The organism is Candidatus Nitrohelix vancouverensis, from assembly GCA_015698305.1.
GTDB classification, from domain to species: domain Bacteria; phylum Nitrospinota; class Nitrospinia; order Nitrospinales; family VA-1; genus Nitrohelix; species Nitrohelix vancouverensis.
The window spans coordinates 732,768-745,190 of record CP048620.1 but is presented as its reverse complement, the minus strand read 5'-3'; the positions used below and the strand labels follow the sequence as shown (position 1 = coordinate 745,190).

13 protein-coding genes are annotated in these 12,423 nt (G+C 53.8%); 2 read left to right on the top strand and 11 right to left on the bottom strand.

Annotated features, from left to right (window positions below):
- From G3M78_03645 to G3M78_03610, 8 genes are all read right to left on the bottom strand, one after another.
- Positions 1-1,329 carry a hypothetical protein gene (locus tag G3M78_03645; GenBank protein QPJ64536.1) on the bottom strand — a complete coding sequence of 443 codons (1,329 nt, stop codon included), beginning with the start codon at positions 1,327-1,329 and terminating at the stop codon, positions 1-3.
- 22 nt (positions 1,330-1,351) lie between these two features.
- Complete coding sequence (locus G3M78_03640; protein ID QPJ64535.1) at positions 1,352-2,551, bottom strand: hypothetical protein; 1,200 nt, start codon at positions 2,549-2,551, stop codon at positions 1,352-1,354.
- Between the two features lie 27 nt (positions 2,552-2,578).
- Positions 2,579-3,355: an outer membrane lipoprotein-sorting protein gene (locus G3M78_03635; protein QPJ66756.1), complete on the bottom strand. Its 777-nt coding sequence runs from the start codon at positions 3,353-3,355 to the stop codon at positions 2,579-2,581.
- A gap of 78 nt (positions 3,356-3,433) precedes the next feature.
- The gene (locus G3M78_03630) at positions 3,434-3,652 is read right to left on the bottom strand and encodes a hypothetical protein (protein ID QPJ64534.1); all 219 of its coding nucleotides are present in this window, start codon (positions 3,650-3,652) and stop codon (positions 3,434-3,436) included.
- Positions 3,636-5,933 carry an MMPL family transporter gene (locus G3M78_03625; protein QPJ64533.1) on the bottom strand — a complete coding sequence of 766 codons (2,298 nt, stop codon included), beginning with the start codon at positions 5,931-5,933 and terminating at the stop codon, positions 3,636-3,638. Before G3M78_03625 ends, G3M78_03630 begins: the two co-directional genes overlap by 17 nt.
- A 68-nt stretch (positions 5,934-6,001) precedes the next feature.
- Positions 6,002-6,601 carry a TetR/AcrR family transcriptional regulator gene (locus G3M78_03620; protein ID QPJ64532.1) on the bottom strand — a complete coding sequence of 200 codons (600 nt, stop codon included), beginning with the start codon at positions 6,599-6,601 and terminating at the stop codon, positions 6,002-6,004.
- A 152-nt stretch (positions 6,602-6,753) separates the two neighbouring features.
- The gene (locus tag G3M78_03615; GenBank protein QPJ66755.1) at positions 6,754-7,200 is read right to left on the bottom strand and encodes a putative toxin-antitoxin system toxin component, PIN family; all 447 of its coding nucleotides are present in this window, start codon (positions 7,198-7,200) and stop codon (positions 6,754-6,756) included.
- Entirely contained in the window at positions 7,154-7,390 is a 237-nt protein-coding gene (locus G3M78_03610) for a methionine repressor-like protein (GenBank protein QPJ64531.1), read from the bottom strand. The genes G3M78_03615 and G3M78_03610 overlap by 47 nt, the downstream gene beginning before the upstream one ends.
- A gap of 476 nt (positions 7,391-7,866) precedes the next feature.
- On the opposite strand from G3M78_03610, the gene G3M78_03605 reads away from it, so the two are divergent.
- Both G3M78_03605 and G3M78_03600 read left to right on the top strand, forming a co-directional pair.
- Positions 7,867-8,559 carry an RHS repeat-associated core domain-containing protein gene (locus tag G3M78_03605; GenBank protein ID QPJ66754.1) on the top strand — a complete coding sequence of 231 codons (693 nt, stop codon included), beginning with the start codon at positions 7,867-7,869 and terminating at the stop codon, positions 8,557-8,559.
- 26 nt (positions 8,560-8,585) lie between these two features.
- Positions 8,586-9,104, top strand: coding sequence for a hypothetical protein (locus G3M78_03600; protein ID QPJ64530.1), 519 nt, complete (start codon positions 8,586-8,588; stop codon positions 9,102-9,104).
- Positions 9,105-9,880: 776 nt separating this feature from the next.
- Here the strand turns inward: G3M78_03600 and G3M78_03595 are convergent.
- The 3 genes from G3M78_03595 to fumC form a co-directional block, all read right to left on the bottom strand.
- On the bottom strand, positions 9,881-10,300 hold the full coding sequence (locus G3M78_03595) for a hypothetical protein (GenBank protein ID QPJ64529.1): 420 nt from the start codon (positions 10,298-10,300) through the stop codon (positions 9,881-9,883).
- 90 nt (positions 10,301-10,390) lie between these two features.
- The gene (locus G3M78_03590; protein QPJ64528.1) at positions 10,391-10,957 is read right to left on the bottom strand and encodes a DUF2059 domain-containing protein; all 567 of its coding nucleotides are present in this window, start codon (positions 10,955-10,957) and stop codon (positions 10,391-10,393) included.
- Between the two features lie 68 nt (positions 10,958-11,025).
- A complete protein-coding gene (fumC, locus tag G3M78_03585; GenBank protein ID QPJ64527.1) occupies positions 11,026-12,414 on the bottom strand; it encodes a class II fumarate hydratase in 1,389 nt (462 codons plus the stop codon).
- Positions 12,415-12,423 lie beyond the last annotated feature (9 nt).

Sequence of the window (12,423 nt, the reverse complement as noted above, 5' to 3'; positions counted from 1 at the left end):
TCAACCGCCCATCTGCTGGGCGGTCTTTCCAAATTTCAATAAAGCGCGTTCAAATTCTTCGTAACCCGAAGTTGCGTCGATGTAGATGTAGGTCTGTCGCATCGACGAGTTGAGGGCGAAGTTGACGCGGTACAATTGTTTCCCATCCACAAACATGATTTCGTTCCAGCGCGGGTCCGCCTGAAAGTCGCGGTGGGTCTTCACGAAGCGAATGAAATTTTCCATCCCGTTCACGCACAGGGCGGAGGACAGCCCCTCCAGATCGCAAACGGCGCGCAGTCGCGCGGTGTTGTTCTTGGTGAAGCCTTCGAGCTTCTGCGCCAGGGTGTTGTTCTTGTGCGTTTGCGCGCGTGTCAGGCGATGCTCGAATGCGGAGATGATTTGTTCCGGCTTCAGGTCGTAGCGCAGGGTCACGTCGAAATCGCCGCGAAGCAGGGTGTTGTACTCTTCGACTTGCACCTGGCCCCAGAATTGCGAACGTAATGTTTCATTTTCTCCGGCTTTGGCGAGATTCGATGCCGCCATCAGGCAGTCGCTTTCGCTGATTTCGGGTCGGCAGAAGAAGTTGGCGACGCCGAGTCCGCGTTGCAGGCTTTCGCCGAAATGTTCGTCGATGGCTTCGTAGGTGCGTCTGCGGTCGGTCCAGTTATCGTGCAAGTCTTCCTGAATGAGTTTGCGCATCTCCGCCGGAGTCAGGTCGTAGGCCAGGGCCAGAGCGTAGGCGTCCTGCAATTTCTCACCCGGCGGGGTGATGGCGATGCTCCTCCATTTGAGCCGCTTGAGTTCGGTCAACTGCGTGGCCAGCAATAAACTTTCGTATCCCTTGAGACAGTTTTCGTTAGAGATGCTCTGCTTGCAGAACATGTCGGGCACGAGAGTGCGTTGTATGATGCCGCGTTTGACCTGGCTGACGCGGTCGAGATAGGCGTTGCGTTCATCGAGCGACAGGCGGTCGTTGAGGTAATTGACCATTTCCTCAGCGCTGGCGTTCCAGGGAAGGATGGCGGTCTGGAATCCCCCGGTTTTAAGGTATTGAAAGCCGACGCCGAGAGTGTGGTAAGCCGGTTGTTCGACCTGCGGCAATACCATCAGCAAGGTGCGCGCGCCGGTCAGGCATCGCGAGATGAGGACGGCTTGATCCTTGTCGAATCCGATATCATGGAGAAAGGGGTAGCATTCCAGACTTTTGACGCCGTGTTGCGTCTCCAGCTGGCGCTTGACTTGGATTAATTCATTGAAGTCGCTGTTGTCTTGCGCGCTGGCGAGACTGGGGAAGATACAAAACCAAGAGAATAAAATAAGCGATAACGCTCTACCTGTATAGCTCATGTGGCCCGCCTTGGCAGAAGGGTTAAAAATAATAGAAGAGCTCCAACTGGCCGAAATCATCGGCGCGTTGTTCGAACAGGAAATCCCCTTCAGATTGACCGAAATCGGCGCGAATTTCAAGACTAAGTTTCCATCGCTCGCCGATCCGGCGCTCGGCTTCGAGAAAGAGGTTGCGGGCATCCGAATGCGCGTCCTGCACGAATCCGGCGAGCAGTTCGGTGGAGGGCAGGTCGTTGAGGGCGAGGCGCAGGCCGAGGGCGATATCGTGATTGAAGGGGGTGGAGGCGAGATCGCCGCGATCGTCGTACATGCCTTCCATTAATACGCCGAGATCGGCGCGGCTTCCCAGGAATCCGGTGAAGGTGTATTCAAAGCCGCCGGTCCATGCGAAATAGTCGTCTCCCTGTCCGGCGCGGAACAGGGCTTCGCTTTTCCACAGCCATTCGCCGTGGACATAGGTTCCGTCGAGGCTGGTCTGGTTGATTTGCGGATAAAGAGGAATTTTGACCGGAGCGCCGCCGTCGTCGCGACCGTCGATCAGGATCGGGTCGCGTCCGGTTCCGGTGAAATGCGAGAGGCCGATGTCGAGATCGTCAAAGGTTTGCGTGTAGCGAAAGGCGAAATCGGTGTGCCATTGCTCCGCCGCGCTCTCATAGCGGGTCTGCCGGTCGTCGATGGGTACCTGACCGCGCAGGCGCCCGCGCGTACCGGTGAAGGTGCGTTCGCGAAAATAGGGCAGAACGAATACGTCGAAGACGCCCCAGTCGCGGGCGACGGAGAGATTGAGCATCGGCTGACCGAGCTTGTCTTCGGTGTCCACGTTTTCAACGAGATCGGTCTGGTTGACGATATCGACGAGGTGCAGAAATTCCGTGGCGCCCCAGAAGACCTTGCGCACGCCGAAACGCAGTTCGTAATCGTCGGCGAGGTACAGCCCGGTCAATTCGCGCAGATCGAAATGCGAGCGATTGGGATCGACCGCGTCCCAGCGGTAGAAGGGCACGAAGGTGAAACTGCTACCGGACTCGAACTCGTGATAATACTCCGGTTGAACCGCGAAGGAGGCGGAATGATCGCGCTGGCCTTCGTGTATGGCGGAATCGGCGAAAACCCGGCCTTCGGCGAGCAGGTAGCCGGTCAACTCATGCGCCGACGCGGGTGTATTGAATAACAGCGTCGCCACGAGGGCGAGGCATGAAGCGTATCTTTGAAAAACTTTCATAGGTATCTGCATGCGCCACGCTGACTGTCAGCGCGCGCGCTTGAGCGAGTTCTTGTCAAAATCGCGGTCGGTGTAACCGTTGCCGAATTTATAATCGGACCATTCCAGCAGAGTGTTCTTGCCCGTCTGGTGGTTCTCCATATACATCCTGTCCGGGTACCAGAAACGATCCAGATACTGATTATAGCCGGAATAGACGAGGGTTTTAAGTAGCGATTGCTTGCGGTCGTAGTAGTCGATCTTGAGCAGGCGATATTCCTTTTTATCGATCCAGACCTCCTGTCTCGAATAGCCCGAATGCTCGTAAGCGGGAATGCGTTCGATCACGAAACTGTCCATGCCCTCGAGCGTTTCATCGCGCAACCATTTGTAAGTGTATTTTTCAACCTCCTGACTGGTCACGTCCTCGTAAGCAAACTCGCTTCCCATGAAGGAGCCGGACTTGTTGGCGGAGCTGATGCGCTTGACTCGCTTTAGCGCAGGTAGAAAGAGCCATTGGTCGTCCACGCCGGTCTTGTGCGAGAAATTGAGCAGGGCGGTGCCCTTCACGTCGCGCGGTCGGTCGAAGACGACGAGGGATTTGTCGCCGTCGTTTTCCACTTCCAGATTGTGCGAGCGAATATGGCGCGTGCTGGACTCGCCCTGTTTGTTCTTCAGGGTCATCACCATATCGGCGACGTAATCGCCAAAACCATTGTCGCGGCGGTCGTCCTCGACGGCGATGGCGAGTCCCTTTTCTTCCGGGCTTTCGGCGAAGGCCGGGGCGAGCGGGAGGAGGGCCAGCGCGGTTACGATTGTCATGATCCGAAAGGTCATACGGATCTCCTTTCTATAGAAAGCAAACGCATTCCGACGCTTGCGCGCCGGAATACGCAGGATGGATTATTGAGTCAGTTCAGGGCGGATCGCGTCTTCTCTCACGATATCGGCGATCTGCTGTTGGATGTCTTCGTTCTGTTCCTTTTGCTGATCTTCAAGAACGCGGCTCATCGCTTCTTCCTTGTTCTTGTTGCAGGTTTCCTTGTCGTCTGCCACAGCGAAGGCCGGGACCAGGCTCAACATCAATACGGTGAAGATGGAAGTCTTAAGCAGTTTGTTCATGATGAGTCTCCTCAAGTTTGATTAATAATGCAGGTAGAAAGAAAAAATCTGCGGCGAGCGCAGACACAATGGAAATCGTAGTCAGCATTCCCAGATGCACGTTCATGGTGAAACCGGAAAAAGTCAGCGCCAGAAAGCCTGCGGTGAGCGCGAGTGAGGTCACCCACAGCGCCGTGCCGACGGTGTGAAAGGAATAACGCACCGCGTCTTGCGGCGACTTGCCCTGTTCGCGCCGGGCGCGCAGGTATTTGCTGAGAAAATGCACCGTGTCGTCGACGATGATGCCCATCGCCACCGGCGTGGCGACGGAGATGGCAAGGCCGATCTGCTGAAATCCCAATCCCCACAGGCCAAAGGTGATGAAGATGGGAACCAGATTGGGAACGATGCTGATGAGTCCGAATTTGAAACTCCTCAATGCGAAGACCAGCACGCCGGAAATGAGGATGAGCGCCGTCACCACGCCCCACAACATGCTCTGCGAATTGCGAAAAGCGATGTGGGAGAACATGATGAGCGGACTGGCGCCATGCGACCGCATGCTCTCCAGCCCGTGTTCTTCCAGCCAGTCTTGAGCGCGCGCTTCCAGTTCCAGCGCTTCGCCGGTGGAAATGCTGTTGACGACGGCGGTGAGGCGCGTGGACGACTTGTCTACATTGATCTGATTGTTCAGGTCCAGCCCGAAGGGCAGGGACAATTCATACAAGAGCAGATACTGCGCGGCGAGATCACGCTCTTCCGGCAATTTGTAATAGGCCGGGTCGTCGCCGTGCATGTTCTTGTTCAGGCGCTTCATCACGTCGGTCAGCGTTCCGACATACATCACGTTGGGTTGCTGGCGGTACCAGTCGGAAAAAGCCTCCAGCGTTTTCAAGTACTCGGGGTTTGCAATGCCGCCAGACTCGCCCGCGCTGAGGGAATATTCGATGGACTCAAAGCCGGTGAGGTTTTCGATCACAAAATCGTTGTCGGCGCGGAACTGGTAGCGGTGGTCGAAGTATTCATTGAAACGCTCGTCGATTTCGATGCGCGTGGTCTGCGATGAAATCGCAATGATGGCGATCAGAATGCCCCAGAACAACGGTTTGCGCTTGGCGATGACAAAATCGGCGAGGCGATCCATGACCAGCGCCTTCGACTCTGCGCGTTGTCTGGCGCGAGCCGGGAAGATCGACATCATCGCGGGCAGAAGCGTGACCGACAAGGCGTAAGCGGCGATCACGCCAATCGCCACGATGTTGCCCAGATCGCGAAACGGCGGCGAGTCGCTGAAGTTCAGGCTGAGGAATCCGATGGCGGTGGTGACGCTGGTGATGAAGATCGGCGCATGGTTCACGCGAAGCGATTCAACGATCGACTCCTTGCGCGAACGTCCGGCGCGCATTTCATGAAACAGGGTGATGAGCAGATGCACGCTGTCGGCGACCGCCAGAGTCAGTATGATGGTCGGCGCGTTGGCCGCAATCGGCGTGAGCAATATGCCCATCCAGCCCGCCAGGCCCATCGCCGTGAAGATCGACGCGCTCATGATGACAACCGTGCCCAGCGTGCCCCAGAAGGAACGGATCGACGCGATCAGAATGAAAATGATCAACACATACATGATCGGCGCCAGGGTCTTCATATCCCCTTGCCCCGCCTCGTCGAAGGCGTTGTTCATGAAGGCCACGCCAGTGAGGTAAACGTCCACATTCGGGTGATTGGCGCGGATATCGTCCGCCATGCCGCGCACGAAGGCGATGACCTCCGGCGTTTCAGAAAGGGATTTTTCCGGCAGGTTGACGGTGACGTTGATCGCCGTCACGTCGCTTTTTTCGGTGATGAGCCGGTTCAGGAGCAAAGGTTCGTTGAGCGCGATTTCCTTCACCCGCTTGAGATCGGCTTCGCTATAGTCGGCGGCGCCGGAGACCAGGTCTTCGACCACCAGATCGTCGCCGTCCGCCCAGGTGTGCTGGAAATTGCTGATGGAGTCGACGCGCGTGGAATAGGGAATCTGCCAGGCCTGTTTGGTGACCTCTTCGACCAGCGCCAGCGTTTCGGGCGTGAACACATTGCCGTCTTTCGGGGCGATGGCGATCATCGCGTTGTCGTTTTTGGTGAAAGTGTTCTGCAGGCGGTCGAAGGCCTTCAACTGAGGGTTGTCCTCGCTGAAAAAGACCCGGTAGTTGGTGGAGAAATCCAGAAAGCGACCGCCCGAGCCTGCCAGCCCGACCAGCAGAAGCACGAGAAGAATCACCCTCCAGGGTCGGTCGACGATGCCTTGATACAAATCCTTAGCCATGAATGATGTCCTTTAAGATTGGGAATAATAAATATTTTGTATAATATTTACTAATATCCCAAAAAAATTTATCGTTTGTTCAGTCCCGTCAGCAAGAGGTCCATGACGCCGCGCGCCTCCTGTTCCAGCTGTTCGAGAGGCAAACCCGATACAAAGCGCGGGGTTGTGAACTTGATGCAAGCCGCCTGCACCAGCTTTGCCGTCTGCATGATATCGGCGATATCAAATTCGCCCGTGCGGTTGCCCTCCGCCAGAATTTCCGCCAGCAGGGAAGCCTCTTTGTTCAGATAGTCGAGAACGATGTCCCAGCGCGCCTCGGAGATATGATCGACCAGCTCCATTTGCAACGGACGATCCGCAAAGGCCGCGTTCATCGCATGAAGAATTTCAATCACATAGCATTTTAGCCGCGCCGCCGCCGTGATGCCCGGACGACGCACGATGTCGCGCAGAAGGTCCAGTTTTTCGCCCATGCAGGTACGCGCGCATTGCGCCCCGATCTCTTCCTTGCTCTTGAAGTAACGGTAGAGGTTGCCCGCAGACATATCGCAATCCCCGGCGATCTCCGCCATGGTGGTCTTGCCGAAACCGAAGCGACCGAAGCGCTCGAAGGCCTGGTCCACGATCTGCTTCTTGATCTCGTCTGCGCTGTGTAAAGTCTGTTTCATACCTGCCTTATCGGTAGATGATTACGAATACTGAATATTTTACAAAATATTTAGTATTTAGCAAGAGGAAATTGGAGTTTAATTGTGGGAAAAGGCCAAATGGCTTTTAAAATGGCGAGAAATTTGGACGCGACCATGAAGCCTGCGAAGTCTTACGGACTTGTACAACGATCCAAAGCGCGGCGAGCTGTGATGACAGGGATGCCCTCTGCCTCCTTCAATGACAGTAAATCGGATCGGTCGCCGCTCACGATGCAATCCGCTTTGGCTTTGATTGCTGTTGCGAGAATAACATTGTCATCCGGGTCCGGGGACAGTTCAACAAGAGGCAGGCCGTCCAGAACCGTAGCCATTGCATCGATATGGTTTAGAAAATCTGCGGCCTGTTCGGAAGAAATGCGCGAATGTATTTTAGGATAGTCGAAAACACGCCGTAAATCCTCAATTTGAGCTTTGGAGGTCAAGAGTTCGAATTTACCCTCAAGCCAAAGTCGAACAAGCTGACCGGGCGGACCTTTTGGGGAAAGTAGCGCAGAGATCAGAATGTTGCTGTCAAGAACGATGCGCACGAGTCCATGCCACCGCTTCTTGCGCCAGATCGACGGCTTCTTGTTCGCTCAGGTCGGCGTTTTGTTCCTGAATATCCATCACCGTTTGGCGCAGAATTTCTTTGCGCACCGCATCATTGGCGAATTTTGAAAGATCGCCTTTCTTGCCGCCCCTACGAGCCAGAAAAGAACGAACAGCGCGGTCGGTTTCTTCAGGAATGCTCAAATTCCAACGGGTCATGACCTGATCCTTTTAAGTGTTTATATGCATATGCACCTATTATTGTAGAATATTGATGATACGGCAAGCAAATTTAGAATTGCGCTTGGAGAGATTGATAGCAACATGGAAAGGTAGTGATAGGAAAAGTGACGTCATTGCGAGGAGCATCGCGACGAAACAATCCAGAGGCTTTCTGAAACGTTCAACACCGCTGGATCGCCGCTCTCCTTGTCAGTCACTCGCCATGACGGCCTCAGGAACATCACACATCATTGCGACCAGAGTAAAGGGGCATTGGAAGGTGTTTCGACTGCGTTCAGCGGGATAGATAGCAGAGTGAGTTGAGCAATTAATGATCCCTCTCCCTTAGGGAGAGGGCGGGTTTCACCCGCAGGAATAGGGCCGATGCGTTTCAATTGCGTTTGAACAGTATGATTAGCAGTACAGGCTGAGCCTTACGGGTCCAGCGTCACGCTGGGGGCCCCTTTGGAGAGATCGAGAACGAAACGCGCAGTACTGGAACCGCGCATCGCAATCGACTAAAATACACGGGACGCGAGAACGACTACGCCACGGGCTTATACTATTACAGAGCGCGCTACTACGACCCCGAAGTCGGCCGCTTCCTCACCGAAGACCCGATGGGCTTCGCCGCTGGTATCAACTTCTACGCCTACGTCAACAACAACCCGATCAATGCGAACGATCCGAGTGGGAATTTTGCTGTACTGGCGGATTGGATTGTAGATCATTATTTAAGAAATGAGAATAATCCCTCGGTTGATATTATTACTGCGTCTAAATCTTGGAATGAACGAGATGACGACCAAGAATATTTCCATCAAATTGGATTAGGAAATGAAGGGAATCGTGTATTTACTTCTCCCGACGGGCATGGCGAGGCAGTATTTGACATTAACGCTCAATTGGTGAGTGACGCAGTTAATAAGGGAACATATAATTATTATTCTGCTGAAGAATCTCCCATAATGCACGCTGTCGCCGATGTGGCTCCCAGTGTTGTTTTCGGAAATGGTCTCGATGATCCCCGGTCATTCTTTGATCGTGTCGGCGATGCATTCGACGTTGGAATGAAATGGCTTGAAGATGCTTTTTCACCCGAAGAAGATCTTATCGAGCAAAGTTATGGCGGGGATGAGATGGAAGCGGGATATTATTTCGATTAATTGTTGAAAAAAACTGTTACAACGATATGCATAAGAGGATCACTATTTATTTATTCTGCATCGGGTTATTCTTTTTCTTTGGTTGCACCCACAAAGCCAAAAGGGAAGTTTATAAACCGGCTAAGGCAAATTATAAAACTGGACAAATAACAGCAAAGCTCTTTGCTCGGGGAAAGTACAGATCAAAAAAATTCAATTCAATTGAGGCTTCACCTTATGACTTGGGGGTCTGGTTTAAGCCTAATCAAGATATCTCGGGTAAAGTAACAATAATTAACATACAGCTAATTGATGCTAAAAATAATATAGCATTTGATGAATTTGAAAAAATTGAACAGCCAATCTTAAAAAATAGTTTTGGCGAACCTACAGCCAGTTTCTATTTTGAAAATTTAAAACTTAGATATAAAAAATATAAATTGTTTTTAACATTTTTAGTTGCCAACGAAAATGATATCGAAAAAGAAAATACTCTGTTAGATTTAGAAAAAGATTATCAAGAGTATGACTACAATCCTGTTTGGAGCGCAATTAAAGGCCATTGATATGATGTCGCGATGGTCATTAGCGAACAGTTATTGTTTTGTAAACTTGTACAAGTATAGTATTCGCCGGACGTTGGTCCCACGCTAATCCCCAAACCCCACATCGGCCCTAAAATTTTTTTGTTCCTCCGTCAAAGATCGAAAGCCCCGCAAGCCCCCAGTAGCGCTGGCGTTACGCAGCCCCTTGTCAGGTTGAGCCTGACCGCAAGGGAAGAGGGATTTTCTAATGCCAGTCTTGTATTGCTATGAACCTCTTAATAAGTAAATGAAATGTTCAACGCCGCTGGATCGCCACGCTCCTTGTCAGTCGCTCGCGATGACGACCTCTATCATCACATTCTATTGCTGGCAGTGAGAGTTGAACGTTAGAAAAATGGCGGCTCGCAACAAACCACCCTCACCCTAGCCCTCTCCCTGAGGGAGAGGAGCGGGCTACGCCCGCAGGAAGAGAGCCGTAACTATTCAATTTCGCTTGGCGGTATAGATAACAGATCGAGAATCACATTTGAAAACCCTCTCCCCTCGCGGGAGAGGGCTGGGTGAGGGGGCAGGCTATGCCTGCGAATTAATAGCCGACGAGCAACGTCCACTTGATAAAAGCTGTAGCGTTTCAATTGCGTCCAGCGGGATAGATAGCTTTGGGAGTTGAGCCATTACTGCTCCGGCGCATCGCCGGGCAGGCTTTGCCTGTTAGATAAAAGCCGAGACGTTTGAATTGCGCCCAACGGGATTGCTAGCAGAAAGAGTACAGCGTTAAGGGTCCAGCGGCACGCTGGTTAGGAGGGGCCTTCGAGGCTGTCCATGAATTTCTGGCGTTCGATTCGTAGTTTTTCTACGAAGGCTTCGATGCCTCCGTGATTTTTCGTGTAGAACTCGCGCACGGTGTCGGCAGACTCGATGCGGATTTCGACGCCGTCGCCGACGAGGCAGTCGCCTTTTTTGTCGCAGGCCCAGACGGGATAATCTTTCTCGACCGCGCCTTTGAACTCTTCGGGGATATTTTTCTGGTGCGGCAGGCTGTTGTAGTTCACATCATAGCGTTCTTCGATGCGGTCCAGTTCCGCTTCCAGGTCTTCGATTTTTTCGCCGTCCCAGAATCCCAGCGTCTCGTCCCCGTCTGCAGACAGGATGCGGTTGAGCAGTTTCGGGTCGATCTCGACTTTATCGAGTGAAAAACGTCGTTGATATTCCGCCATGATGCCGTCCTTTTACAATGTTTTGAAGGGACTTCACTGTAACGCATCCTCCGTGGGGATGCCAGCCTTTATCAATTTCAGCCGCTCGGCCTAGTGCGGGTTCGGTTCGCCGTGCGGGTTCTCGGTGGCCTCTTCCGTTTCCGTGATGGGGTTGAGCTCTTCGAGCTTGTGCTTGCCGATGAGCTCATCTATTTTGGCGTTGAAGCCTTCGGACAGGCTGACTTCCTGCGCCCACTGGCTTCCCACCGCTCCGGCTTCGCGGCTGATGGTCGGCATTTTCTCGCGCCATTCCGCCCAGAACGGGGTCTGGAACATCTCGATCAGTTTGAGCACGACCTCGTGTTCCATGTGTTTGTCGTAGACCACGACAACGCGGTTGACCAGATCGTCCATATAGTCCTGCGAGACGACATTCTCGAAATCATCCCAGAAGGCGTCGGGCGCCTGCGGGTAGGCGAAGGAAATGGTCTGACCGAAGGAGCGGGTGAGGTTGTCCTTCATATAGCCGAGTTGATCGAGAATGCCGGAAACTTTTAGAAGGATTTTGATGTCCTTCTCCTTCTGAGTCTGGGCCTGGGCCGATTGCAGAGCGCCCAGCGTCATCATAACGGTGATAAGCGCGACGGCGATAGAACGGGTGATCGATTGGAATTTCATACAGCCCTTTCAATTTAAGGTTTGCGGCATTCTGTGGCGCGAAGGTCCTGCGCTCGGCGCAGGGTCGATCAATTGGGGCCGATCATTTTCTCAGGTCGGACCTTCTCGTCGAATTCCTCGGCTTTAATCAATCCCAGTTCAGCGGCGGCTTCCTTCAAAGTGGAGTGGTCTTCATAGGCTTTCTTCGCCACTTTGGCGGCGTTGTCGTAACCGATATGCGGGTTGAGCGCGGTGACGAGCATGAGCGAGTTTTTGAGATGCGCTTCTATCGCCGGGCGATTGGGTTGAATGCCCACGGCGCAATGTTCCTCGAAAGAGCGACAGGCGTCGGCCAACAATCGGATGGACTGGAGCAGATTGTAGATCATCACCGGTTTGAAGACGTTCAACTCAAAATGACCGGAGGAGCCGCCCACCGAGATCGCGGCGTCGTTGCCGATGACTTGCGCGGCGACCATGGTCATGGCTTCGCATTGCGTGGGGTTGACCTTGCCGGGCATGATGGAGCTTCCCGGTTCGTTGGCGGGCAGGATGAGTTCGCCGATACCGCAACGCGGGCCGGAGCCGAGCAGGCGGATGTCGTTGGCGATTTTCATGAGCGAGCAGGCCAGGGTTTTGAGCATGCCGCTGGTTTCGACCACGGCGTCGTGCGCCGCCAGCGCTTCAAATTTGTTGGGAGCCGATGTGATGTTGTATCCGGTGATTTCGGTCAATTTCGCGGCGACGCGTTTGGGGAACTCGCGGTGCGAGTTCAAACCGGTGCCGACGGCGGTGCCGCCCAGGGCGATCTGGCTCAGGCGCGGCAGACAAGACAGGATACGGTCGAGCCCGTTGGACAATTGCGTGACATAGCCGCTGAATTCCTGCCCGAGCGTGAGCGGCGTGGCGTCCATCAGATGCGTTCTGCCGATCTTGATGATTTCGGAAAATTCGTCGGACTTGCGTTGCAGGGCGCCGCGAAGTCTGGTGACAGAGGGCACCAGTCGTTCGTTGATCTCCGCGACCGCCGCCAGGTGCATGGCGGTGGGGAAGGTGTCGTTGGACGACTGACCCTTGTTGACGTGATCGTTGGGGTGGATCGGCGTTTTGGAGCCGAGGACGCCGCCGCTGATTTCGATGCCGCGGTTGGCGATCACTTCGTTGGTGTTCATATTGGTTTGCGTGCCGCTCCCGGTCTGCCAGATGCGCAGGGGGAAATGGTCGTCGAGTTTGCCTTCGATGACTTCGTCGGCGGCTTGCCCGATCAGGTCGTTGATTTCAGGTTCGAGCAGACCGAGGTCGGCGTTGACGGCGGCGGAGGCTTTTTTCAACTGACCCATCGCCTTGATGATTTCCCTCGGCATGGTTTCGATACCGATATCGAAATGAATCAAGGATCGCGCCGTTTGCGCTCCATAATATCTGTCGGCGGGTACCTGAATTTCCCCCATACTGTCGGTTTCAATGCGATGTTCCATCGTGGCGCC

What these genes read in the sequence shown, in the direction of transcription:
- G3M78_03630 (QPJ64534.1), bottom strand. Translation starts at nt 3,652, where the DNA reads ATGAACAAACTGCTTAAGACTTCCATCTTCACCGTATTGATGTTGAGC.
- G3M78_03620 (QPJ64532.1), bottom strand. Translation starts at nt 6,601, where the DNA reads ATGAAACAGACTTTACACAGCGCAGACGAGATCAAGAAGCAGATCGTG.
- G3M78_03645 (QPJ64536.1), bottom strand. Translation starts at nt 1,329, where the DNA reads ATGAGCTATACAGGTAGAGCGTTATCGCTTATTTTATTCTCTTGGTTT.
- G3M78_03590 (QPJ64528.1), bottom strand. Translation starts at nt 10,957, where the DNA reads ATGAAATTCCAATCGATCACCCGTTCTATCGCCGTCGCGCTTATCACC.
- fumC (QPJ64527.1), bottom strand. Translation starts at nt 12,414, where the DNA reads ATGGAACATCGCATTGAAACCGACAGTATGGGGGAAATTCAGGTACCC.
- G3M78_03625 (QPJ64533.1), bottom strand. Translation starts at nt 5,933, where the DNA reads ATGGCTAAGGATTTGTATCAAGGCATCGTCGACCGACCCTGGAGGGTG.
- G3M78_03610 (QPJ64531.1), bottom strand. Translation starts at nt 7,390, where the DNA reads ATGACCCGTTGGAATTTGAGCATTCCTGAAGAAACCGACCGCGCTGTT.
- G3M78_03640 (QPJ64535.1), bottom strand. Translation starts at nt 2,551, where the DNA reads ATGAAAGTTTTTCAAAGATACGCTTCATGCCTCGCCCTCGTGGCGACG.
- G3M78_03600 (QPJ64530.1), top strand. Translation starts at nt 8,586, where the DNA reads ATGCATAAGAGGATCACTATTTATTTATTCTGCATCGGGTTATTCTTT.
- G3M78_03595 (QPJ64529.1), bottom strand. Translation starts at nt 10,300, where the DNA reads ATGGCGGAATATCAACGACGTTTTTCACTCGATAAAGTCGAGATCGAC.